Annotated in this window: 20 protein-coding genes; 17 read left to right on the forward strand and 3 right to left on the reverse strand. The window is 66.3% G+C overall.

What is annotated here, in order from left to right:
* Nucleotides 1–235 precede the first annotated feature (235 nt).
* The 15 genes from hpnJ to G3O00_RS24615 all read left to right on the forward strand — a co-directional run bounded on the left by hpnJ (nt 236) and on the right by G3O00_RS24615 (nt 17,225).
* Nucleotides 236–1,678 (forward strand): hopanoid biosynthesis associated radical SAM protein HpnJ, encoded by a 1,443-nt coding sequence (gene hpnJ / locus G3O00_RS24545; protein WP_011351451.1) that lies wholly within the window; start codon nt 236–238, stop codon nt 1,676–1,678.
* Nucleotides 1,679–1,681: 3 nt separating this feature from the next.
* Nucleotides 1,682–2,566 (forward strand): hopanoid biosynthesis-associated protein HpnK, encoded by an 885-nt coding sequence (gene hpnK, locus G3O00_RS24550; RefSeq protein ID WP_206144574.1) that lies wholly within the window; start codon nt 1,682–1,684, stop codon nt 2,564–2,566.
* Nucleotides 2,563–3,606 (forward strand): lysylphosphatidylglycerol synthase domain-containing protein, encoded by a 1,044-nt coding sequence (locus G3O00_RS24555; RefSeq protein ID WP_206144575.1) that lies wholly within the window; start codon nt 2,563–2,565, stop codon nt 3,604–3,606. The genes hpnK and G3O00_RS24555 overlap by 4 nt, the downstream gene beginning before the upstream one ends.
* Nucleotides 3,607–3,692: 86 nt before the next feature.
* Nucleotides 3,693–4,250, forward strand: a complete 558-nt coding sequence (locus tag G3O00_RS24560) for a hypothetical protein (protein ID WP_011351454.1) — start codon at nt 3,693–3,695, stop codon at nt 4,248–4,250.
* Between the two features lie 276 nt (nt 4,251–4,526).
* A complete protein-coding gene (gene hisQ, locus G3O00_RS24565) occupies nt 4,527–5,216 on the forward strand; it encodes a histidine ABC transporter permease HisQ (protein WP_011351455.1) in 690 nt (229 codons plus the stop codon).
* Entirely contained in the window at nt 5,213–5,926 is a 714-nt protein-coding gene (locus tag G3O00_RS24570) for an ABC transporter permease (protein WP_011351456.1), read from the forward strand. The genes hisQ and G3O00_RS24570 overlap by 4 nt, the downstream gene beginning before the upstream one ends.
* 20 nt (nt 5,927–5,946) lie before the next feature.
* Nucleotides 5,947–6,747: an ABC transporter ATP-binding protein gene (locus G3O00_RS24575; protein WP_011351457.1), complete on the forward strand. Its 801-nt coding sequence runs from the start codon at nt 5,947–5,949 to the stop codon at nt 6,745–6,747.
* Nucleotides 6,748–6,769: 22 nt separating this feature from the next.
* Entirely contained in the window at nt 6,770–7,813 is a 1,044-nt protein-coding gene (locus G3O00_RS24580) for a GlxA family transcriptional regulator (RefSeq protein WP_011351458.1), read from the forward strand.
* A gap of 1,053 nt (nt 7,814–8,866) precedes the next feature.
* The gene (locus tag G3O00_RS24585; RefSeq protein WP_043182068.1) at nt 8,867–10,099 is read left to right on the forward strand and encodes an aspartate aminotransferase family protein; all 1,233 of its coding nucleotides are present in this window, start codon (nt 8,867–8,869) and stop codon (nt 10,097–10,099) included.
* A gap of 30 nt (nt 10,100–10,129) precedes the next feature.
* Nucleotides 10,130–11,182, forward strand: coding sequence for an arginine/ornithine succinyltransferase subunit alpha (aruF, locus tag G3O00_RS24590; protein ID WP_206144576.1), 1,053 nt, complete (start codon nt 10,130–10,132; stop codon nt 11,180–11,182).
* Complete coding sequence (gene astA / locus G3O00_RS24595) at nt 11,179–12,210, forward strand: arginine N-succinyltransferase (RefSeq protein WP_011351461.1); 1,032 nt, start codon at nt 11,179–11,181, stop codon at nt 12,208–12,210. The genes aruF and astA overlap by 4 nt, the downstream gene beginning before the upstream one ends.
* Nucleotides 12,211–12,217: 7 nt before the next feature.
* Nucleotides 12,218–13,681 carry a succinylglutamate-semialdehyde dehydrogenase gene (gene astD, locus G3O00_RS24600; RefSeq protein ID WP_011351462.1) on the forward strand — a complete coding sequence of 488 codons (1,464 nt, stop codon included), beginning with the start codon at nt 12,218–12,220 and terminating at the stop codon, nt 13,679–13,681.
* Between the two features lie 14 nt (nt 13,682–13,695).
* Nucleotides 13,696–15,036, forward strand: a complete 1,341-nt coding sequence (gene astB, locus G3O00_RS24605; RefSeq protein ID WP_206144577.1) for an N-succinylarginine dihydrolase — start codon at nt 13,696–13,698, stop codon at nt 15,034–15,036.
* A complete protein-coding gene (astE, locus tag G3O00_RS24610) occupies nt 15,020–16,075 on the forward strand; it encodes a succinylglutamate desuccinylase (protein ID WP_206144578.1) in 1,056 nt (351 codons plus the stop codon). Before astB ends, astE begins: the two co-directional genes overlap by 17 nt.
* 355 nt (nt 16,076–16,430) lie before the next feature.
* Entirely contained in the window at nt 16,431–17,225 is a 795-nt protein-coding gene (locus G3O00_RS24615) for an ABC transporter substrate-binding protein (protein ID WP_011351465.1), read from the forward strand.
* Nucleotides 17,226–17,333: 108 nt separating this feature from the next.
* Here the strand turns inward: G3O00_RS24615 and G3O00_RS24620 are convergent, their stop codons facing one another.
* Both G3O00_RS24620 and cdpA read right to left on the reverse strand, forming a co-directional pair.
* Nucleotides 17,334–18,833 carry an HDOD domain-containing protein gene (locus tag G3O00_RS24620; RefSeq protein ID WP_206144579.1) on the reverse strand — a complete coding sequence of 500 codons (1,500 nt, stop codon included), beginning with the start codon at nt 18,831–18,833 and terminating at the stop codon, nt 17,334–17,336.
* 27 nt (nt 18,834–18,860) lie between these two features.
* Nucleotides 18,861–20,603 (reverse strand): sensor domain-containing phosphodiesterase, encoded by a 1,743-nt coding sequence (gene cdpA / locus G3O00_RS24625; protein ID WP_206144581.1) that lies wholly within the window; start codon nt 20,601–20,603, stop codon nt 18,861–18,863.
* Between the two features lie 279 nt (nt 20,604–20,882).
* Here cdpA and G3O00_RS24630 point away from each other — a divergent pair, with 279 nt between their 5' ends.
* Entirely contained in the window at nt 20,883–21,434 is a 552-nt protein-coding gene (locus tag G3O00_RS24630) for a peroxiredoxin (RefSeq protein WP_011351468.1), read from the forward strand.
* An 87-nt stretch (nt 21,435–21,521) separates the two neighbouring features.
* Here G3O00_RS24630 and G3O00_RS24635 read toward each other — a convergent pair whose 3' ends face one another.
* Complete coding sequence (locus G3O00_RS24635) at nt 21,522–22,151, reverse strand: NAD(P)H-binding protein (RefSeq protein ID WP_011351469.1); 630 nt, start codon at nt 22,149–22,151, stop codon at nt 21,522–21,524.
* Nucleotides 22,152–22,474: 323 nt separating this feature from the next.
* Here G3O00_RS24635 and G3O00_RS24640 point away from each other — a divergent pair.
* A partial coding sequence (locus G3O00_RS24640; RefSeq protein WP_206144580.1) for an NYN domain-containing protein occupies nt 22,475–23,244 on the forward strand: 770 nt, incomplete at its 3' end.

The following is a 23,244-nucleotide window of genomic DNA, read 5'->3' on the forward strand; positions in this document are numbered from 1 at the left end:
TGCGGTGTTCGGCACGCACGTCGTATGGCGCGGCGCGAGGATGACGGTCGTCGGCGGCGAACGCGCGACGGCGGCAGTGGAAGCAGTGGACGGCCGCTAGGGCCGTTCCGACCGAACCCGGCCCGAGGGCCGAGACGCGCTGCACGGCGAGGCCGTGCGGCGCGACATGACAGAGAGGCGGGCGCCGGCAGGGCGGCCCGCGGTTTTTGACTGAATCGTTGTGACGAATCGAACTATGCAGGCTACCGGAGCATTCATGAAAACGCTGTTCTTGCAGGCCCCTTCGTATGACGGCTTCGACGGCGGAGCCGGCTCGCGCTATCAGGCGAAGCGCGAAATCCGTTCCTTCTGGTATCCGACGTGGCTCGCACAGCCGGCCGCGCTCGTGCCGGGCAGCCGCGTTGTCGACGCACCGGCCGACGGCCTGTCGGTCGAGGAAACACTGAAGATCGCCAACGACTACGACCTCGTGATCATCCACACGAGCACGCCGTCGTTCCCGACCGATGCGATGTTCGCGCAGGACCTGAAGAAGATGAAGCCGTCGATGCTGGTCGGCATGGTCGGCGCGAAGGTGATGGTCGATCCGCACAACTCGCTCACGGCGAGCGAGTCGATCGACTTCGTGTGCCGCGAGGAATTCGACTACACCTGCAAGGAAATCGCCGAAGGCAAGCCGTTCCCGGAGATCAAGGGCTTGAGCTGGCGCGCGAAGGACGGCTCGATCGAGCACAACGAAGCGCGTCCGATCCTCGAGAACATGGACGAACTGCCGTTCGTCGCGCCCGTCTACAAGCGCGACCTGAAGATCGACAACTACTTCATCGGCTACCTCAACTATCCGTACGTCTCGATCTACACGGGCCGCGGCTGCAAGTCGCGCTGCACCTTCTGCCTGTGGCCGCAGACGGTCAGCGGCCATCGCTACCGCACGCGCTCGGTCGAGAACGTGCTCGCGGAAGCGAAGTGGATCCGCGACAACATGCCGGAAGTGAAGGAACTGATGTTCGACGACGACACCTTCACCGACGACCTGCCGCGCGCTGAAGCCATCGCGATCGGCCTGGGCAAGCTCGGCATGACGTGGTCGTGCAATGCGAAGGCGAACGTGCCGTACAAGACGCTGAAGGTCATGAAGGAAAACGGCCTGCGCCTGCTGCTGGTCGGCTTCGAATCCGGCGACGACCAGATCCTCGTGAACATCAAGAAGGGCGTGCGCACCGATTTCGCGCGCCGCTTCAGCGCGGACTGCAAGAAGCTCGGCATCAAGATCCACGGCACCTTCATCCTCGGCTTGCCGGGCGAGACGCAGGAGACCATCAAGAAGACGATCGAGTACGCGAAGGAAATCAATCCGCACACGATCCAGGTGTCGCTCGCCGCGCCGTATCCGGGCACGACGCTCTACAAGCAGGCCGTGGAAAACGGCTGGATGGAAGAGAACAAGACCATCAACCTGGTGAGCAAGGAAGGCGTGCAGCTCGCGGCGATCGGCTATGCGCACCTGTCGCGCGACGAGATCTATCACCATCTCGAGCAGTTCTATCGCCAGTTCTACTTCCGTCCGTCGAAGATCTGGGAAATCGTCCGCGAAATGCTGACGAGCTGGGACATGATGAAGCGCCGTCTGCGCGAAGGCGTCGAGTTCTTCCGCTTCCTGCGCGCCCACGAGGCCTGATTCGTGGCGACGCAGCCGGCGGCGCGGGCGCTGATCTTCACCGCGGACGACTTCGGGCTGCACCCGCGCGTCAACGCGGCGGTCGAGCGCGCGCACCGCGACGGCGTGCTGAACGCCGCCAGCCTGATGGTCGGCGCGCCCGCCGCTCAAGATGCGATCGAGCGCGCGCGGCGGCTGCCGTCGCTCGCGGTCGGTCTGCATCTCGTCCTCGCGGACGGGCCGGCCACGCTGCCCGCGCATGAGATTCCCGCGCTCGTCGGCCCCGACGGGCGGTTCGGCGATGCGATGGCGAAGGACGGCTGTCGCTTCTTTTTCCTGCCGCACGTGCGGGCGCAGCTGCGCCGCGAGATTCGCGCGCAGTTCGACGCGTTCGCGGCGAGCGGCCTGCCGCTCGACCACGTGAACGCGCACAAGCATTTCCACCTGCATCCGACCGTGCTGTCGCTGATCATCGAGATCGGCCGCGACTACGGGTTGCGCGCGGTCCGGCTGCCATACGAGACGAGTGCGCCCGCGCTGCTCAAGCCGTGGATCGCGCTCGTGCGCGCGCGGCTCGACCGCGCGGGGCTCGCGCACAACGACTACGTGGTCGGGATCGAGCATACGGGCGCGATGGACGAGGCCGTGCTGCTCGACGCGCTGGCCACGCTGCCGCCGGGCGTCGGCGAGATCTACTGCCATCCGGCCGAGGCCGGCGATGGTCCGATCACGCCGACGATGGCCGGCTATCGTCCGGTGGACGAACTCGATGCGCTGCTGTCGCCGCGCGTTGCGGCCGCGCTGAAAGCAGCGGGCGTCGCGACCGGCGGCTTTGCCGACGTATTCGGCCAGCCCGCCGCACCGCGCGGTGCACGGGCGTCGCGCGCACCGGGAGCGCAGCCGTCATGACCAAGTGGATCAAATGGCTCGGCTGGCCGCTCGGCATCGGCATCCTGCTCGCGCTGGGGCTGCACGAAGGCATCGGCGACGTGTCGCAGATGCTCGCGCGCGCCGGTTATGCGCTGCTGTGGCTGGTGCCGTTCCATGCGCTGCCGCTGCTGCTCGACGCGTACGCGTGGCACCTGCTGCTCGACAAGCGCTCGTCGCTGCCGTTCCTGTGGTGGATCGCGACGGTCCGCGAAGCGGTGAACCGGCTGCTGCCGGTGGTCGGGATCGGCGGCGAGCTGGTCGGCATCCGGCTCGCGCGCTGGCAGGTGCCCGACGCGAGCCGCGTGACCGCGTCGGTGATCGTCGAGGTGCTCGTGACGATCGTCGTCCAGTATGCGTTCGCGGCGCTCGGCCTCGTGCTGCTGCTTGCAACGACGGACAACATGGGCGGCGGCACGATCGGCCTTGCGCTGTTGCTGACGCTGCCGCTGCCGGTACTCGGCGTCGTGCTGATGCGTCGCGGCGGCATCTTCCATGCGATCGAGCGTTTCGCGGGCCGCCTGCTCGGCGATTCGCACCGGCTGCTCCAGGGCGTGGACGGCAAGCGGCTCGATGCCGACATCGATGGGCTGATGTCGCGCACGGGCCTGCTGTTCAGCGCATTCCTCTGGCAGCTGGCCGGCTACATGCTCGGCGCGCTCGAGATCTACTGGGCGCTCGCGCTGCTCGGCCATCCGGTGTCGATCGGCGGCGCGATCGCGATCGAGGCGATGACGCAGGCCGTGCGCCATGCGGCGTTCATGGTGCCGGGCGGCCTCGGCGTGCAGGAGGCGACCGTCGTGTTGCTCGCGCAGATGTTCGGCGTCGACCGCGAGACGGCGCTGTCGCTCGCGCTGGTCAAGCGCGGCCGCGAGGTGCTGTTCGGCTGCCTGGCGCTCGGTTCGTGGCAGCTGGCCGAACTCGTGCGCACGCGGCGCCGCATCGATGCGCCGCCGGCCGTGCCGCGCGCGCCGGAAGCGACGAGCCGCGTGGCCGAGACTGAAACCGAAACGATGCATTAATACGAGACGGGCCGCGCGCCCGTCTCGCGCTTTTGGCGTCGCGCGGGTATCCTTGCCGCGTGTTTTCTCGACGCGCATTTCTTCCGATGAATTTCCGTTTCCGGCTGCTTCCCGTCACGATGCTGGCCGCCGCGCTGGCTCTGACCGGCTGCGACGACAAGCAAGGCAACCTCGACGTGCAACGTATCAGGGACTTCTTCAACGCGATCAAGCCCGCGCCGCTGCTGCTGAAGGGGCTGAAGGTCGGCGAATCGACCGAGGCCGACGTGCGCGGCACGATGGGCAAGCCCGAGACCGAGCGCGACTTCACCGACGGCTCGAAGCGGCTCGAATACCCGCGCGGCCCGATGGGCAACCAGACGTGGTTCGTCGATCTCGATGCGAACGGCCGCTACACGGGCGCGACGCAGGTGCTGACCGCCGAGAATTTCGCGAAGGTGCGCCCGGGAATGAACGAGGACGAGGTGCGGCGCCTGCTGGGCAAGCCCGGCGACATCGCGCAGTACCCGCTCAAGCCCGAGATCGTCTGGAGCTGGCGCTGGCTCGAGGACGGCGTCAACACCGACGCGTTCTTCAACGTCCATTTCGGCCCGGACGGGCTTGTCTATACGACTTCGCGCTCCGACATCCTGAAGGGGCGGTAAGCGCAGCCTCAGCCGTCTTCGGCGCTATATCGAAAAAGCGACCGGAAAATTGCAAAAAGTCCGCTTCCCTGCCGGTTGTCCGGTTGTCAGGGAGCGGCTTTTTTCCTTTTGAAACAGCGGCGTAGGCCGCAGTTGCAAATGATGGGACGGATTGTTGCGACGCAGCAATCGCGTGCAAGGTGGTTTGAGGCAATCAATTTCGCTTGCGACTATCCGCGTCAGCCCGGCGCGGGACAGGCATACGCGTCGGCAACCATTCCAACTCTGGAGACGCGCGTGTTCCTTTACGGCTTTGGTCCTGTCCTCTGGGCCGGCACCGTGCAGACCATCGAGCTGTCGGTGCTGTCGCTCGCCACTGCGGTGGCGCTGGGGCTGATCGGCGCGGTGGCGAAGCTGTCGCACAACCGGGTGCTGCGAGCGATCGCGACCGGTTATACGACGCTGATCCGCTCGGTGCCCGATCTCGTCCTGATGCTGCTGTTGTTCTACAGCATCCAGATCTGGCTGAACCAGTTCACCGACTTCGTCGGCTGGGACCAGATCGACATCGACCCGTTCGTGGCCGGCGTGCTGACGCTCGGCTTCATCTACGGCGCGTACTTCACCGAGACGTTCCGCGGCGCGTTCCTGTCGGTGCCGCGCGGCCAGCTCGAAGCCGGTGCGGCTTACGGGATGAGCGGCGCACGCGTGTTCGCGCGGATCATGTTTCCGCAGATGATGCGCTTTGCGTTGCCCGGGATCGGGAACAACTGGCAGGTGCTCGTGAAGGCGACCGCGCTGGTGTCGATCATCGGCCTCGCGGACGTCGTGAAGGCCGCGCAGGACGCCGGCAAGAGCACGTTCAACATGTTCTTCTTCATCCTCGTCGCGGCGCTGATCTATCTCGCGATCACGACCGTTTCCAACCTCGTGCTGATCCAGCTCGAGAAGCGTTATTCCATGGGCGTGCGGCACGCAGATCTATGATCGAGATTCTCCAGGAATTCGGCCAGGCGTTCCTTTACTGGGACGGCCAGCGCCTCTCCGGCCTCGCGGTGACGCTGTGGCTGCTCGTCGCGTCGATTTCGCTCGGCTTCGTGTGCGCGGTGCCGCTCGCGGTTGCGCGCGTGTCGAAGAACAAGTGGGTGTCGACGCCGGTGCGGTTCTACACGTACGTGTTCCGCGGCACGCCGCTCTACGTGCAGTTGCTGCTGCTGTACACGGGCATGTACAGCCTCGAGTTCGTGCGTTCGCACTCGCTGCTCGACGCGTTCTTCCGCAGCGGCTTCAACTGCGCGATTCTCGCGTTCGCGCTGAACACCTGCGCGTACACCACCGAGATCTTCGCGGGGGCGATCCGCGCGATTCCTCACGGCGAGGTCGAGGCTGCGCGTGCGTACGGGATGTCGCCGTTCACGATGTACCGCCGCGTGATCCTGCCGTCGGCGTTGCGCCGCGCGCTGCCGCTGTACAGCAACGAGGTGATCCTGATGCTGCACGCGACGACCGTCGCGTTCACCGCGACCGTGCCGGACATCCTGAAGGTCGCGCGCGATGCGAATTCCGCGACCTACATGGCGTTCCAGTCGTTCGGAATCGCCGCGCTGATCTATCTTGCGGTATCGTTCGCACTCGTCGCGGCGTTTCGCCGCGCGGAGCGCCACTGGCTTGCGTATCTCGCGGCCGCCCGTCATTGAATCACTTCGAGGAGAGCCAGTTGGCCGAGATCACTCAAACGAGCGCTGCCGCTTCCACCAAGCTTGCCGCGGTCGATATTCACAAGCGCTACGGTGACAACGAAGTGCTCAAGGGCGTATCGCTGAACGCGAAGGCCGGCGACGTCATCAGCATCATTGGCGCGAGCGGCTCGGGCAAGAGCACGTTCCTGCGCTGCATCAATTTTCTCGAGCGACCGAATGCGGGGCAGATCGTCGTCGACGGCGAAGCCGTGCGCACGAAGACCGACCGCGCCGGCGCGCTCGAGGTTGCCGATCACAAGCAGTTGCAGCGCATTCGCACGAAGCTCGCGATGGTGTTCCAGCACTTCAACCTCTGGGCGCACATGAACGTGCTCGAGAACGTGATGGAAGCGCCGCTGCACGTGCTTGGCGTTTCGAAGAAGGAAGCCGAGGAGCGTGCGCGCGAGTATCTGGAGAAGGTCGGCTTGCCGCCGCGCGTCGAGAAGCAGTATCCGTCGCACCTGTCGGGTGGCCAGCAGCAGCGCGTGGCGATTGCGCGTGCGCTGGCGATGCATCCGGACGTGATGTTGTTCGACGAGCCGACGTCGGCACTCGACCCGGAGCTGGTGGGCGAAGTGCTGAAGGTGATGCAGAAGCTGGCCGAGGAAGGCCGCACGATGATCGTCGTCACGCACGAGATGGGTTTCGCGCGTAACGTGTCGAACCATGTGATGTTCCTGCATCAGGGGCGGACCGAGGAAGAGGGCGATCCGAAGGAAGTGCTGGTACGCCCGCAGAGCGAGCGGCTGAAGCAGTTCCTGTCGGGCAGTCTCAAGTAACGCGACAAGGCAGGTTTCAACCGTGGTACCGGTGTCTCGTCCCGCAGGCGCCACCCGCACGACGCAGGTGGCGATCGTTGCATTGCCGCCCGTGTCGATGTCGGGCGTGGGTCCGATCGTCGATGCGCTGAACCTCGCGAACGAGATCGACGGGCGGCTGCTGTATCGCTGGCAGGTGTGTTCGTGGGACGGGCGGCCCGTGCCGCTCGCCGGCGGCGCGCAGTGGCATGCCGATGCGGCGTTCAACGATGCGATTGCGTGTGACTGGGTCATCGTCGTGTCGGAGCGGTTTCAGCAGTTTGCCGACTATCGGTTGTTTCTCGCGAGTCTCGCGAGGGTGGGGCAGCGGACGCCGATCGTCACTGGCATTCACCACGGCGTGTGGTGGCTCGCGATGGCCGGGCAGCTTTCCGGGTATCGCGTGAGCGTGAACTGGGAGACGTATCAGCAGTTCGCCGAACAGTTCGAGCGATCGATCGTCACGCAGCAGATATTCGAGATCGATCGCGATCGGGCCACCTGTGCCGGTGGGCAGGCTACTGTTGACTTCATGCTGGCCATGATTGGCCGGGAACATGGGCCGGACCTCGCGGAGAGGATCGCCGATGCGCTCGGCGCCGGGACGCTGCGGAGTGGCGAGGAGCGCCAACGGATTCCTTTCGTTACTGCGCCGGGCGAGCGGCATCCTCGGTTGAATGATGCTTTGCTGTTGATGGAAGCTAATGTCGAAGATCCTTTGACGACCGATGAGATCGCCGAGCTCGTTGGCGTTTCACGCCGGCAACTGGAGCGGCTCTTTCGACAGTATCTCGGGGCGATGCCCTCCAAGTATTACCTCAATCTTCGGTTGCTCAAGGCTCGGACTCAGTTGCAGCGGACTAGCAAGTCGGTTGTGCAGGTTAGTCTTGCCTGTGGGTTTTCTTCTGCTGCGCACTTTTCTAATGCGTACCGGGAGAGGTTTGGTGTCACTCCGCGGGAAGATCGGAGAGCGTGGCTCGAGAAGCAGACCGGTGGAGGCAGCGAGCCTCGGGGGGGCGCGCTTGTCGAGCGCGGTGCGAAGGATTGAATTTGTTTTGGGTGGTTCGCTTTTGTTTGTCGTGAAGCACCTGTTGTCTTGTCGGTCTATTAGTGTCGCCCCTGCGCGGGGCGGCGGTTACTTTTCTTTGTCTTGCCAAAGAAAAGTAACCAAAAGAAAGGCGCTCGGAGAACGCATGACTTCCCGGTGCCGTAGCGCTCGGAGTGGACCGCGCCTAAGTGTCCGCGCCAGTCACGAACACGGAGTGGTTCGAGCAATGGTTCTGACATCACTCACCACCCAACAGAGCGGTATACCGCCCGCCAGCTCCATCCTCGCTTCGCTCGGCTGCAAGGTACTTCACGTCGCTTTGCATGCGCTCGCATACTTCTGGCCGCAATACAGCAGCGGGACAGGCTCTCTCTTTGCTCACACCATTCGTACCTATCGGACTGCTTGCCATCGGTAAGTGTTTGATAACGTCGTGAGCACATGTGCACGTCAGTGCGTGAGTGCGTGAGTGCATGCTGCGTCCCTTTTTCTTTACGGATAACGGTACGCTTTGATTTTCAGAATTTGGGGTGCATGTCTGAGATTGCTGGAGCTGATTGACTTCAAGTGTTACTGGAGGGGATGTCCCAGTCGGCCGAGCGAAGCGAGGGCGGAGCTAGCGGGAGGTATACCGCTCTGTTGGGTAGTGGGAGGTGTCAGAACCATTGCTCGAACCACTCCGTGTTCGTGACTGGCGCGGACACTTAGGCGCGGTCCACTCCGAGCGCTACGGCACCGGGAAGTCATGCGTTCTCCGAGCGCCTTTCTTTTGGTTACTTTTCTTTGGCAAGACAAAGAAAAGTAACCGCCGCCCCGCGCAGGGGCGACACTAATAGACCGACAAGACAACAGGTGCTTCACGACAAACAAAAGCGAACCCCAAAAAACCCCCAAAATACCGACACGAAACCTCGAAGCACCCGCCCGAGAGGGCAAAAACAAAGCGCACTATCCGCTTCCGATAGAACCCGTCGCAATTCCGCAAGACGCTTGCGTCACCCTTACCTAAACTTGATCCTGTTGAACCCTCTTACGAAACCGAAAGGAACGACCATGACGACCTCGACCGTGAACCGCCAGACATTCGATGAAGTGATGGTGCCGGTATTTTCCCCCGCGCCGTTCGTGCCGGATCGCGCAGAGGGCTCCCGCGTGTGGGACACGGCCGGCCGCGAATACATCGATTTCGCGTGCGGCATCGCCGTGACGTCGCTCGGCCACGGCCACCCGGAACTGCTGAAAGTCCTGGACGAACAAAGCCGCAAGCTCTGGCACATCGGCAACGGCTACACGAACGAGCCGGTGCTGCGCCTCGCGAAGCGCCTCGAATCGCTGACCTTCGCCGACCGCGCATTCTTCGCGAACTCGGGCGCGGAAGCGAACGAAGCCGCACTGAAGCTCGCGCGCCGCGTCGCGTTCGATCGCCACGGCGCCGATAAAGCCGAAATCATCTCGTTCGTGCAGTCGTTCCACGGCCGCACGTTCTTCACGGTCAGCGTCGGCGGCCAGCCGAAGTACTCGGAAGGCTTCGGCCCCGTGCCGGCCGGCATCAAGCACCTGCCGTACAACGACATCGAAGCCGCGAAGGCCGCGATCGGCCCGCAAACCTGCGCGGTGATCGTCGAGCCCGTGCAAGGCGAAGGCGGCGTGATCCCGGCCGATCCGGCCTTCCTGAAGGCGCTGCGCGAAGCGTGCGACGCACACGGCGCACTGCTGATTTTCGACGAAGTGCAAACGGGCGTCGGCCGCACGGGCCAGTTCTACGCTTACATGGATACCGGCGTCACGCCGGACATCCTGACGACCGCCAAGGCGCTCGGCAACGGCTTCCCGATCGGCGCGATGCTGACGACGAACGAACTGGCCGCGCACTTCAAGGTCGGCGTGCACGGCACGACGTACGGCGGTAACCCGCTCGCATCGGCGATCGCCGACAAGGTCGTCGAACTGATCGGCGACCCGGCGCTGCTCGAAGGCGTGCGCGAACGCAGCGTGCGCCTGAAGGGTGCGCTCGAGCGCATCAACGCGCGCTTCGGCATCTTCAAGGACGTGCGCGGCAAGGGCCTGCTCGTCGGCGCCGAACTCACCGCCGCATTCGACGGCCGCGCGAAGGACTTCGTCACCGCAGCAGCAGAAAACGGCCTGATCATGCTGATCGCCGGCCCGAACGTGCTGCGCTTCGTACCGTCGCTGGTGATCCCGTTCGACCTGCTCGACGAAGGCATGAAGCGCTTCGAGAAGGCAGTCGAGCAAGTGCTCGCCGCTCAGGAAGCCACCGCGCGCTGATCGGCGCACCCATCGCAGACAGGAACGACGATGCTATTTGTTCGCCCCGGCAAACTCACGGATCTCGATGCGCTCGCGCACATGGCGCGCACCGCGCAGCCGGTCCTGCACTCGCTGCCGCACGACCGCGCGGCGCTCGAAGCGCGCGTGGCGCTCTCCGAGGATTCGTTTCGCGCGGACGTCGACTTCGCCGGCGAGGAGTTCTACCTCTTCGTGCTCGAGGATTCGACGACCGGCAAGCTGCTCGGCACGGCGAGCATCGTGGCCGCGGCCGGCTACTCGGAACCGTTCTACGCGTTCCGCAACGACGCACTGATCCACGCGTCGCGCGAGCTGCACGTGAACCGCAAGATCCATGCGCTCACGATGTCGCACGAGCTGACCGGCAAGAGCCGGCTGGCGGGCTTCTACGTCGATCCGTCGCTGCGCGGCGACGCGGCCGCGCACCTGATCTCGCGTGCGCGGATGATGTACATCGCCGCGAATCGCCGCCGCTTCACGCCGGAAGTGTTTACGCTGCTGCTCGGCGTGAGCGACGGCAACGGCGCATCGCCGTTCTGGGAAGCGGTGGGCCGCAAGTTCTTCGGCCGCGACTTCACCGACGTCGACATCGCGTCGGGCGGCCGCAGCCGTACCTTCATCGCGGAAGTGATGCCGGCGTATCCGCTCTACGTGCCGCTGCTGCCGGAAGCCGCGCAGCGCGTGCTCGGCGAGCCGAACGAATCGGCGCTGCTCGCGTACGACATCCATCTCGAGGAAGGCTTCGAGCCCGACCGCTTCGTCGACATCTTCGACGCGGGCCCGGTGCTGACCGCGCAGGTCGACCGCACCGCGTGCGTGAAGCACGGCGCCGAGCGCATCGTGCGCGAGGCCGCGCACCAGCAGGGCGATGTCGCATACATGGTGTCGACGGGTAGCGGCGAATCGTTCCGCTGCGTGCTGGCCGACCTGCCGGGCGATGCGGCCGATGCGCCGCTCGCGAGCGACGTGCGCGCAGCGCTCGATGTGAAGGATGGCGATGTCGTGCGCTGCGTGCCGCTGCACCGCCGCGACGATGAAGATTTGAAGGGAGACGCAGCATGATCGTCGTTCGGGTCGTACAAACGGGCGACGTCGATTCGCTCGTGTCGCTCGCGAAGGAAACCGGGCCGGGCCTGACCACGTTCAAGCCCGACCGCGACGCGCTCGCCGCGCGCATCGAGCGCACGCGCCGCACGCTCGCGGGCGAGGCCGCGGCCGGCGAGGCCGGCTACTTCTTCGTGATGGAAGAATCGAAGACGGGCGACATCGCGGGCGTGTGCGGGATCGAGACGCAGGTCGGCCTCGAACAGCCGTTCTACAACTATCGCGTAAGCACGGTCGTGCACGCGAGCCAGGAGCTCGGCGTGTGGACGCGGATGTCCGCGCTGAACATCTCGCACGACCTGACCGGCTATGCGGAAGTGTGCTCGCTGTTCCTGAGCCCGCGCTATCGTACGGGCGGCGTGGGCGGCCTGCTGTCGCGCTCGCGCTTCATGTTCATCGCGCAGTTCCGCGAGCGCTTTCCGGAACGCATCTGCGCGGAATTGCGCGGCCACTTCGACGAAGACGGCACGTCGCCGTTCTGGCGCGCAGTCGGTTCGCACTTCTACCAGATCGATTTCAACGCGGCCGACTATCTCAGCTCGCACGGCCGCAAGTCGTTCCTCGCGGAACTGATGCCGCGCTATCCGGTGTACGTCGACCTGCTGCCGCAGGACGCACAGGACGCGGTCGGCCTCACGCACCGCGATACGCTGCCGGCCCGCAAGATGCTCGAAGCGGAAGGGCTGCGTTACCAGAATCACGTCGACATCTTCGACGCGGGCCCCGTGCTCGAATGCCACGTCAACGACCTGCGCACGGTGCGCGAGAGCGTCGTCGTGCCGGTCGCGATCGGCGTGCCGGATGCACGGGACGACGCTCCGAAGTCGCTCGTGTCGAACACGTCGCTCACCGACTTCCGCGTCGGCGTCGCGCCGGGCGTGGTCGCGAACGGCTCGTTCGTGCTGTCGGCCGACGATGCCGTCGCGCTCGACGTGAAGGCCGGCGATCCGGTCCGCGTGCTGCCGCTCAAAGTCAAACAGGGATAAACGAATCATGACGGAACTCTTCATCGACGGCGCCTGGGTCGCAGGCTCGGGCCCCGTGTTCGCTTCGCGCAACCCCGGCACCGACGAGATCGCATGGCAGGGTGAAAGCGCGTCGGCGGCCGACGTCGATCGTGCGGTCGCAAGCGCGCGCCGCGCATTCGCCGGCTGGTCGGCGCTCGACTTCGAATCGCGCTGCGCGATCGTCAAGCGTTTCGCCGCGTTGCTCAACGAACGCAAGGAAGCCATCGCGGCCGCGATCGGCCGCGAGACGGGCAAGCCGCTGTGGGAAGCGCGCACCGAAGTCGCGTCGATGGCCGCGAAGGTCGGCATTTCGATCCAGGCCTACCAGGAACGCACCGGCGAGAAGCGCCAGGACATGGCCGACGGCGTCGCGGTGCTGCGTCACCGTCCGCACGGTGTCGTCGCAGTATTCGGCCCGTACAACTTCCCCGGCCACTTGCCGAACGGCCACATCGTGCCCGCGCTGATCGCCGGCAATGCGGTCGTGTTCAAGCCGTCGGAGCTTGCACCGGGCGTCGCGCGCGCGACGGTCGAAGTGTGGAAGGAAGCCGGCCTGCCGGACGGCGTGCTGAACCTGGTGCAGGGCGAGAAGGACACGGGCATCGCGCTCGCGAACCATCGGCAGATCGACGGGCTGTTCTTCACCGGCAGCTCGGACACCGGCACGCTGCTGCACAAGCAGTTCGGCGGCCGTCCGGAAATCGTGCTCGCGCTCGAGATGGGCGGCAACAACCCGCTCGTGATCGGCGAAGTCGAGGATATCGACGCGGCCGTGCATCACACGATCCAGTCGGCGTTCCTGTCGGCCGGCCAGCGCTGCACGTGCGCGCGCCGCATCTTCGTGCCGCAGGGCGCGTTCGGCGACCGCTTCCTCGCGCGTCTCACCGATGTCACGTCGAAGATCACGGCCGACGTGTTCGACGCCGATCCGCAGCCGTTCATGGGCGCGGTGATCTCGGCGCGTGCCGCGGCGAAGCTCGTCGACGCGCAGTCGCGCCTGATCGAGCAGGGCGCGAAGCCGATCATCGCGATGACGCAGCGCGATCCGCGCCTCGGCTTCGTGAACGCGGCGATCGTCGACGTGACGGGCGTCGCGAACCTGCCGGACGAAGAACACTTCGGCCCGCTCGCGCAGATCGTCCGCTACGCGACGTTCGACGACGCGATCGAGCGCGCGAACGACACGGCGTTCGGCCTGTCCGCCGGCCTGCTGGCCGACGACGCGAAGACATGGGAACACTTCCGCCGCACGATTCGCGCCGGGATCGTCAACTGGAACCGGCCGACCAACGGCGCTTCCTCCGCCGCACCGTTTGGCGGCACCGGCCGCTCGGGCAACCATCGTCCGAGCGCGTACTACGCGGCCGACTATTGCGCGTATCCGATGGCGTCGGTGGAAAGCACGCAACTGACCTTGCCCGCGAGCCTGTCGCCGGGCCTGCATTTCTGATCGAGGGAACGACGATGAACGCACAAGAAGCCAATTTCGACGGGCTCGTCGGCCCGACCCACAACTACGCCGGGCTGTCGTTCGGCAACGTGGCGTCGCTCAACAACGAAAAGTCGGCAGCGAACCCGAAGGCCGCCGCGAAGCAGGGGCTGCGCAAGATGAAGCAGCTCGCGGATCTCGGTTTCGCGCAAGGCGTGCTGCCGCCGCAGGAGCGGCCGTCGCTGCGCCTGCTGCGCGAGCTCGGCTTCTCGGGCAAGGACGCGGACGTGATCGCGAAGGCCGCGAAGCAGGCGCCCGAATTGCTCGCCGCGGCGAGCTCGGCATCGGCGATGTGGACCGCGAACGCGGCCACCGTCAGCCCGTCGGCCGACACGAGCGATGGCCGCGTGCACTTCACGCCGGCGAACCTGTGCAGCAAGCTGCATCGCGCGATCGAGCACGAAGCGACGCGCCGCACGCTGTCGACGCTGTTCGCCGATCCCGCGCATTTCGCGGTGCATGAAGCGCTGACCGGCACGCCGGCACTCGGCGACGAAGGTGCGGCGAACCACACGCGCTTCTGCGCCGAATACGGCAAGCCGGGCATCGAGTTCTTCGTGTACGGCCGCGCGGAATACCGCCGCGGGCCGGAGCCGAAGCGCTTCCCGGCACGCCAGACCTTCGAGGCGAGCCGCGCGGTCGCGCATCGCCACGGGCTCGCCGAAGAAGCGACGATCTATGCGCAGCAGGATCCGGACGTGATCGACGCGGGCGTGTTCCACAACGACGTGATCTCGGTCGGCAACCGCGACACGCTGTTCACGCACGAGCGCGCGTTCGTCAACAAGCAGGCGATTTACGACACGCTGACCGCCGCGCTCGACGCACGCGGTGCGCGCCTGAACGTGATCGAGGTGCCCGAGGCAGCCGTGAGCGTGAACGACGCGGTGACGTCGTATCTGTTCAACAGCCAGCTGCTGTCGCGCGCGGACGGCTCGCAGGTGCTCGTCGTGCCGCAGGAATGCCGCGAGAACGGCAACGTCGCGGCCTATCTCGACGAACTCGCGGCCGGCAACGGCCCGATTCACGACGTGCTCGTGTTCGACCTGCGCGAAAGCATGAAGAACGGCGGCGGCCCTGCGTGCCTGCGCCTGCGCGTGGTGCTGAACGAAGCGGAGCGCGCGGCCGTCACGTCGAACGTGTGGATCAACGACACGCTGTTCACGTCGCTCGATACGTGGATCGACCGGCACTATCGCGATCGCCTCGCACCGGAAGACCTCGCCGATCCGGCGCTGCTCGAGGAATCGCACACGGCGCTCGACGAGCTCACGCAGATCCTGCGCGTCGGTTCGCTGTATGACTTCCAGCGTTGATTCGCACATGGCCGACGCGCTGCTCGACGACTTCCTCGCGTTCACGCTGACCGGCAGCGCACCGTCCGCCACGGACGGTGCCTGCGCCGCCGGCGCCGTGCGCTGGCAATGGCTCGGTGACGGGCTGCTCGCACTCGAACCGGCTGCGGCCGAGGCTGCCGATACGGCGCGCGCGAGCGTGCTGGTGTCGGCCGGCGTGCACGGCGACGAGACGGCGCCGATCGAGCTGCTGTCGATGCTTGTGCGCGATCTTGCATCGGGGGCGCTGCCGCTCGCGTGCCGGCTGCTCGTCGTGCTCGGCAACGTGCCGGCGATGCGCGCCGGCGAACGCTATCTCGACGACGACCTGAACCGCCTGTTCAGCGGCCGTCACGCGCAGGTGCCCGACAGTCGCGAAGCGCCGCGTGCCACGCAGCTCGAGGCCGCTGCCGCCGCGTTCTTCGCGACCGCGCCGGCCGGCGCCGCGCGCTGGCACATCGACATGCATACGGCGATCCGCGCATCGGTGTTCGAGCAGTTCGCCCTGCTGCCGCATACGGGCATGCCGCCGACGCGCACGATGTTCGAATGGCTCGGCGATGCGCAGATCGCGGCCGTGCTGCTGCATACCGCGAAGGGCAACACGTACTCGCATTTCACGGCCGAGCACTGCGGCGCGCTCGCGTGCACGCTGGAACTCGGCAAGGTGCGTCCGTTCGGCCAGAACGACCTGACGCGTTTCGCGCCGGCCGACCGCGCGGTGCGCAAGCTCGTGTCGGGCGCGACTTGTGAGGCCGACGCTCCGTTGCCGCGCGTCTTCACGGTGATCGACCAGATCACGAAGCAGAGCGACGCGCTCGAGTTGTTCGTGGCGGCCGACGTCGCGAACTTCACCGCGTTCGCACGCGGCACGGTGCTCGCGCAGGACGGCGACTACCGCTACACGGTGACGCACGACGAGGAGCGCATCGTGTTCCCGAATCCGTCGGTGAAGCCGGGTTTGCGCGCGGGCCTGCTCGTCATCGACACGACCCGCGAGACGGTCGCGGCGCTCGTCTGACGCTGATTGATTGCGCGTGGCCGCGGCCACCCGCGGCCCGTGCATCACCCGGCCACCATTCCGTTTTCGAGATTAAGCCCGCACGCCGCGCAGACGGCCCACGGGGCGCGCTTGCGTATTTGCGACATCGTCTTGCAAGTTCGACGGGCGGCCCGGCTGACGTCGGCGCCCGCAGTGCAGCATCCCGTACCGGCGGCTGCTTTGCCATATCGGGCCGCGCGGATTGGTACAATCGCGGCCTTGCGGCTGTTGCGCCGCATCACGGCGCGGCGGCGGCATTGCGGTGGTCATCCGACCCTGCAATGATGCATGCGCCCGTAGTTCCGGAACATTCGAGTATCGAGGAGAACACCTGATGAAGTTGGATTGGCGTAAAGTGGCCGCGCATGCGGTGGTGGCGGCATCGGCCGTGGCGGCAGGCAGCGCGATGGCAGCGGATCTGAAAGAGATCCGTTTCGGCGTCGAAGCCTCGTACGCGCCGTTCGAATACAAGACGCCCGACGGCAAGCTGACCGGCTTCGATATCGACATCGGCAACGCGGTGTGCGCGAAGCTGAAGACGAAGTGCGTGTGGGTCGAGAACGACTTCGACGGCCTGATTCCGGCGCTGCAGGCACGCAAGTTCGACGCGATCAACTCGGACATGACGATCACCGACCAGCGCAAGCACGCGGTCGCGTTCACCGACGCGATCTACACGATCCCGAACCAGCTGATCGCGAAGCAGGGCAGCGGCCTGCTGCCGACCCCGCAATCGCTGAAGGGCAAGCGCGTCGGCGTGCTGCAGGGCACGATCCAGGAAGCGTACGCGAAGAAGAAGTGGGCGCCGGCAGGCGTCGAAGTCGTGCCGTACCAGACGCAGGACCTGGCCTACGCCGACCTGAAGTCGGGCCGTCTCGACGCGACGTTCCAGGACGCGGAAGCCGGTTCGAAGGGCTTCCTGACGAAGCCGCAAGGCCAGGGCTTCGCGTTCGCGGGCGGTACCGTGAGCGACGCCGAGATCCTCGGCTCGGGCGTCGGTTTCGGCCTGCGCAAGAACGACGCGGCGCTGAAGACCGCGCTCGATCAGGCGCTGAAGGAACTGAAGGCCGACGGCACGATCGACAACCTCGCGAAGAAGTACTTCAGCGTGCCCGTGACGCTCAAGTAAGCGTTGCGTTCGATCGCACGATGCAAGGAAACCGGCCGCTGATGCGGCCGGTTTGTTTTTGGGGACGGGAAAGGACGGGAAGCGGTGCGGCCGCGCCCGGCGGTCGCGTCAGGCCGGAAAGAACCGGCCCAGTTCGCGCGCGAGCTCGTTGAGCACGGCCATCTCCTGCTGCGTGATCTTGCGCGCGGGCTGTGCGCCGGCCCAGTCGCCGTACAGCAGCGCGACGGTCGTCGTGCCGACGCGCACGGGCAGCAGCACGAACGCGCGCGTGTCGTCGAATGCGTCGAGATACCACGCGGGCAGGCGCTTGAGCATCTTCGGCTCCTGCGCCTGCTCGATGAAGATGCCGACCGAGTTCGAGATCGCGAGATGAAACACGTCCGGCTCGAAGCGCTCGTCGAAGCGCAGCCGGTAGAGCGTCGTATCGACGCCGGGGCCGAAGCCGAGGCGCGCGGCGAACATGCCGTCGTCATGGCGCACGAACATCACGGTGCGCGTGAACGCGAGACCGGCCAGCAGGCTTTCCGACGCGAGTGCGAGCACCGGTGTCAGCACGTGCTCGGACGGCAGCGCGCGCAGATCCGCGAGGCCGGCTTCGAGGCACGCCTCGGGCTCGGCCTGCGCGCGCGCGATCGCATCGGCGTTCGCGCGCAGCTCGACGATCTCGCGCATCACGGTGTCGCTTGCTTCCTCGCGCGCGAGCCGCTCGGCGATCTCGACGAGCGCGTCGGATTCCATGTCGAGTTCCACGCCGTAGTGCTGCGCGAGCGCCGCGATGCGCGCGTCGCGCTGCGGGCTCGCGGGCATCACGAGCGCGCCCGCGACGTCGGTCGAGCAGCGGCTGATCGTGCGCAGCCAGCGGACGCGGGCGGCCGGGCCGTCATCGGATGCATGGCCCGCATCGTGGTCGTCGTCATCGTTGCCGAACGCGTCGGCGTGGACCACGTGGTCGTGGTCGGCCATTCCCGCGCGGATCACGTCGGGCAAGCGCCAGCGCGCGGCCGCTTCGAGCCCGATCTCGTCGAAGCCGACACCGAGCACATCGATACAGGCGGCTGCTTCGTCGCCGTTGAGCTCGGTCGCGCGGCGGCGGATCCGGTCCCATTCGCTGTCGAGATAGCAGACCACGAGCAGCTTGCCGACCTGGCGCATCAGCGTGCAGACGACGGCTTCCTCGCCCGCGCGCAGTTCGGCGCGTTCGGTGAGCTTGCGCGCGACGCAGCCGGACAGCAGCGCGCGGTTCAGTTCGAGCTTCGCGTCGATGCGTCGCGGCGTACTGTGGTGGAAATGGTCGACGAGCTTGAGCCCGACGACCAGGTGGCCGACGGCGTCCATGCCGAGCACCATCAAGGCGCGGGTCACGGTCGTGATGTTGCCGCCGAACGCCATGTACATCGCGGAGTTCGCGAGCCGCAGCACTTTCTGCGTGAGCGCGAAGTCCGACAGCACGACGCGCACGAGCGCGGTGAAGTCGAGGTCGTCGTTCTTCATCGCGGCCATCGTCGCGCGCAGCGATTCCGACAGCAACGGGAAATCGCCCCGTTCGTTCATCCGGGCCCACAGCTTGTCGAGCAATGCGGTGCGGGGCAGGTGTTCGGTGATTGACATACGGATCTGTCCGGTTCGCCGCGCGCGTCAGGCGGCGGCGTGCAGGTGCAGTTGCTGCGCCTCGAAGCGCCGCGCGAGCTCCTCGGACGGCAGCGCCTGGCAGACGAGCCAGCCCTGGATATGGTTGCAGCCCATCTCGGTCAGCAATTCGCGCTGCGCCTCGGTCTCGACGCCTTCCGCGACGAGCTCGAGATCGAGCGTCTGCGCGAGGCCGACCACCGCCGACACGATCGCGCGGTCGTTGCGCGAGGTCAGCAGGTTCTCGACGAAACTGCGGTCGATCTTCAGCTTCGCGAGCGGGAAGCGCTGCAGATACGCGAGGCTCGAATAGCCGGTGCCGAAATCGTCGATCGCGAAGCGGATGCCGAGATCGGTCAGTTCCTCGAGCAGCCCCTTCGCCTGCGCCGGATCGTGCATCAGCAGGCTTTCGGTGATTTCGAGCACGATGCGGCGCGGGTCGATGCCCGTCAGCGTGATCGCCTCGCGCACGCTCTGCGTGAAGCGCGGGTCGCGGAACTGCTGCGGCGACACGTTGACCGCCACGTACTGCAGCGCAAGCCCCTGGCGGTCCCAGGCGACGAGCTGCATGCACGCGGCCTTGAGCACCCAGTTGCCGAGATAGTTGATCAGGCCGATCGATTCGGCGAGCGGAATGAACGTCGCCGGCGGCACGAGCCCGTGCACCGGATGGCGCCAGCGGATCAGGGCCTCGACACCGACCACCGCGCCCGACTGGCTGCGCGTGATCGGCTGGAAATGGAGCGAAAACTCGCCGTTGCGCACGCCGTCGTACAGGTCGGCCTCGAGCTTCAGCCGTTCGGCGTCGGCCGGATCGTCGACGGGCGCGTGGAAGGCAAGCGCATTGCCGCCCGACGCCTTCGCCTGCGAGAGCGCGTGGTCGGCGCGGCGCAGCAGCGGGCTGTGGTGCTGTGCGCGATGGGGCAGTGCACGTTCGTCCGGATAGAGCGCAATGCCGATGCTCGCGGACAGGTGCACGGTCTGCCCCTGGTACACGTAGGGTTCGCGCACGGCGGCCTGCAGCCGGCGCGCGAGCGCGTCGGCGGCATTGCTGGCCTGCGTGCGGTCCGGTGCGCCGAGCACGACCGCGAACTTGTCGCTCGCGACGCGCGCGAGCTGCTCGTTCGGCGTGACGAGCGCCTTCAGCCGCTGCGCGGTCTCGCGCAGCAGCGTGTCGCCCGCGTCGTAGCCGAGCGCGCGGTTGATCCGCTGGTAGTCGTCGAGGTCGAGCAGCAGCAGCGCCGCGCAGGTGCCTTCCCCGTCGGCGGCCTGCTGCGCGCGCATCAGCGCGGGCACGAGCGCGGACAGGTTGCCGAGCCCCGTCATCGGGTCGTGGTGCATTTCGTAGGTCAGGCGTGCCTCGAGCGCGCGCCACGACGACACGTCGAATGCCGCGATGGCGAACCCGTCGACCCCGTGGTGGCGGCTCTTGAACGCGCGAATCTCGACGTCCAGCGGGTAGGTGAGCGACTTGACGATGCACATCGTCGCCTTCTCGACCTGGCCGGAACGCGCGGCGCGTGCAAGCAGGCCTTCGAGTGCCGCGGTATCCTGTTCGGCGATCAGGTCGCGCAGCGTCAGCGTGTGCAGGTAGTCGCGGTGGTAGCCGATGAAGCGCAGGCTCGCGTCGGACACGTACAGAAAGCGCAGCTCGCGGTCGACATGGGCGAGGAAATCCACCGTGCCGACCGTCTGTTCCAGCCAGTTGCGCACGGAGTCGTCGCGTCGCGGCGCGCCGGCGCGCGCGGGCATCAGCGCGCCGCCCGACCAGGCGAAGCGGCGCAGCGTATGCAAGGCGCTGCGCCAGGAGCCCTTGCGTGACGTCTGTTTCCTGTTGGCTTCCATGTTTCTCGCTGACGTGAAGGGCTGGAACCGGTTGTCCGGAAGGAATAACGGCAGACTGTGCGGAATCTTTAACGGACCGGCCGCGGATGGCATGGCCGCTGGACCGGATCGGTCACGCAGGTGTTCGACAGGCGAACGCCGGCGGGGCCTACATCGAGGCTGACTTTATAAGAAATGAGGACGCAGATGAAGCGAAAACTGTTGCTGGGCGCCGCCGTGGCGGCGTTGGTGGCCGGCCATGCGCTGATGGCGCAGGCGGAACTGAAGCCGGGTGCCGCGGCGCCCGATTTCACGACGCAGGCGTCGCTGGGCGGCAAGACTTACACGTACTCGCTCGCGGACGCGCTGAAGCAGGGGCCGGTCGTGTTGTATTTCTACCCGGCCGCGTTCACGAAGGGCTGCACGATCGAGGCGCACGCGTTCGCGGACGCGGTCGACCGTTACAAGGCTTACGGCGCGACGGTGATCGGCGTATCGGCTGACAAGATCGACACGCTGACGAAGTTCTCGGTGAGCGAGTGCCGGAGCAAGTTCCCGGTCGCGGCCGATCCGGACGCGAAGATCATCCGGGAATACGACGCGAAGCTGCCGGCGATCGACAAGGCGAACCGCGTGTCCTACGTGATTTCGCCGGAAGGGAAGATTCTCTACGAATACACGAGCATGTCGCCCGACAAGCACGTCGAGAACACGCTCGCCGCCGTGAAGGCGTGGGCGGACGCGCATCCGAAGCAGTAAGCGGATGCCCGTACGCCAAGGCGGCCCGTCGTGCGGGCCGCCGGTACGAAGCAACGCGCCGCCCGCGCGGCGGCGCGCGCGAGCCTGCTAGGCGCGCAATGCCTGCTCGATCGGCACGCTGCCACCGACGAAGCCGACGATCTTGCGCGAGATGCCGAGCTTGATCGCCTCGATCGCGGCCCAGGCCACATCCTGGCGCGATACGGGCGGGGCGCCTTCGAACCACGCGTCGGTGAGCGCGATCTTGCCGACGCCCGGATCGTCCGTGAGCGGGCCGGGGCGCAGGATCGCGTAGTCGACGCCCGACGCGATCACGCGATCGTCGCCTTCGCGCTTCATCTGCGAATAGTGGCGCAGCGCGTCCGGGCCGAGTTCCGGCCGGTACGCGGACAGCGAGCTGATCACCACGAGCTTCTGCGCGTTGTAAGCCAGCGCGTATTCGGCCGCGCGGGCGACCGCGTCGCGGTCGACCTGCTCCTCTTCGGCCGCGCCTTCCGATTCGGCCGAGCCGGCCGCATAGATCACGTGCGAGATGCCCTGGAATGCGTGCGAGAAATCGTTCGTCAGATCGGCCTCGACCACCCGTGCGCCCGCCAGCGCATAGCCGTGGCGGCGCACGAGCGCCGTGACCTCGAACTCCGGCTGCTTGAGCAGCAGATCCGCGCAGGCCTGGCCCGTTCGGCCGGTCGCGCCAATCAGCAGTACCTTCGTCGTCATGAAACCGCTCCTTGCTCGATGCGTCATCCTTCCAGATAGGGACGGACGACCGATAACTCAAGTGTAATGTCGATTTGCCGCCGCGGCGGGGGTGTATTAAGGGGCGTACCGGCTGCGGGCATACCGGCATCGGGCGTGCCGGCTGCGCCCACCCGGGCTGCCCGGCGCGGGCACGCGATCTGCGGCGGCGCGGCCGACACCGGCATTCCGGCCGCCATTCATTCACACGGATGCGGGAATGACGCGCCGACCGGCTATCATGTGCGCGATGCATTTTTCGCCGTTACGTCATACAACGCATCGGCCCACTGGTTGGAGTACACATGGCATTACCCCTGGACAACGTCAGCATGGCCGTGTTCTGCGACTTCGAGAACGTCGCGCTCGGCGTGCGCGACGCGAAGTACGAGAAGTTCGACATCAAGCCCGTGCTGGAACGCCTGCTGCTGAAGGGCAGCATCGTCGTGAAGAAGGCCTATTGCGACTGGGATCGCTACAAGGGCTTCAAGGCGTCGATGCACGAGGCGAGCTTCGAGCTGATCGAGATTCCGCACGTGCGCCAGTCGGGCAAGAACTCGGCCGACATCCGGCTCGTGGTCGATGCGCTCGACCTCTGCTACACGAAGTCGCACGTCGATACGTTCGTGATCATCAGCGGCGACTCGGATTTTTCGCCGCTGGTGTCGAAGCTGCGCGAGAACGCGAAGAAGGTGATCGGCGTCGGCGTGAAGAAATCGACGTCGGACCTGCTGGTCGCGAACTGCGACGAATTCATTTTCTACGACGACCTGGTGCGCGAGCAGCAGCGCGCGCTCGCGAAGCGCGAACAGCAGCAGCGCGCGGGCAACGGCGGCGCGAAGCGGCCGGACGAGGCGTCGTCGCGCAAGCACGACCTGGACGCGCGCAAGGCCGAGGCGATCGCGCTGGCGGTCGAGACGTTCGACGCACTCGCGTCGGAGCGGGACGACGTCGGCAAGATCTGGGCGTCGGTGCTCAAGAGCGCGATCAAGCGTCGCAAGCCGGATTTCAACGAGTCGTACTACGGGTTCCGCGCGTTCGGCAACCTGCTCGACGAGGCGCAGGCGCGCGGCCT

This window comes from Burkholderia sp. Ac-20384, assembly GCF_017104605.1.
Classification (GTDB): Bacteria; Pseudomonadota; Gammaproteobacteria; order Burkholderiales; family Burkholderiaceae; genus Burkholderia; species Burkholderia lata.

What these genes read in the sequence shown, in the direction of transcription:
- hpnJ (WP_011351451.1), top strand. Translation starts at nt 236, where the DNA reads ATGCAGGCTACCGGAGCATTCATGAAAACGCTGTTCTTGCAGGCCCCT.
- G3O00_RS24555 (WP_206144575.1), top strand. Translation starts at nt 2,563, where the DNA reads ATGACCAAGTGGATCAAATGGCTCGGCTGGCCGCTCGGCATCGGCATC.
- G3O00_RS24560 (WP_011351454.1), top strand. Translation starts at nt 3,693, where the DNA reads ATGAATTTCCGTTTCCGGCTGCTTCCCGTCACGATGCTGGCCGCCGCG.
- G3O00_RS24570 (WP_011351456.1), top strand. Translation starts at nt 5,213, where the DNA reads ATGATCGAGATTCTCCAGGAATTCGGCCAGGCGTTCCTTTACTGGGAC.
- G3O00_RS24585 (WP_043182068.1), top strand. Translation starts at nt 8,867, where the DNA reads ATGACGACCTCGACCGTGAACCGCCAGACATTCGATGAAGTGATGGTG.
- aruF (WP_206144576.1), top strand. Translation starts at nt 10,130, where the DNA reads ATGCTATTTGTTCGCCCCGGCAAACTCACGGATCTCGATGCGCTCGCG.
- astA (WP_011351461.1), top strand. Translation starts at nt 11,179, where the DNA reads ATGATCGTCGTTCGGGTCGTACAAACGGGCGACGTCGATTCGCTCGTG.
- astD (WP_011351462.1), top strand. Translation starts at nt 12,218, where the DNA reads ATGACGGAACTCTTCATCGACGGCGCCTGGGTCGCAGGCTCGGGCCCC.
- astB (WP_206144577.1), top strand. Translation starts at nt 13,696, where the DNA reads ATGAACGCACAAGAAGCCAATTTCGACGGGCTCGTCGGCCCGACCCAC.
- astE (WP_206144578.1), top strand. Translation starts at nt 15,020, where the DNA reads ATGACTTCCAGCGTTGATTCGCACATGGCCGACGCGCTGCTCGACGAC.
- G3O00_RS24615 (WP_011351465.1), top strand. Translation starts at nt 16,431, where the DNA reads ATGAAGTTGGATTGGCGTAAAGTGGCCGCGCATGCGGTGGTGGCGGCA.
- G3O00_RS24620 (WP_206144579.1), bottom strand. Translation starts at nt 18,833, where the DNA reads ATGTCAATCACCGAACACCTGCCCCGCACCGCATTGCTCGACAAGCTG.
- cdpA (WP_206144581.1), bottom strand. Translation starts at nt 20,603, where the DNA reads ATGCCCGCGCGCGCCGGCGCGCCGCGACGCGACGACTCCGTGCGCAAC.
- G3O00_RS24630 (WP_011351468.1), top strand. Translation starts at nt 20,883, where the DNA reads ATGAAGCGAAAACTGTTGCTGGGCGCCGCCGTGGCGGCGTTGGTGGCC.
- G3O00_RS24635 (WP_011351469.1), bottom strand. Translation starts at nt 22,151, where the DNA reads ATGACGACGAAGGTACTGCTGATTGGCGCGACCGGCCGAACGGGCCAG.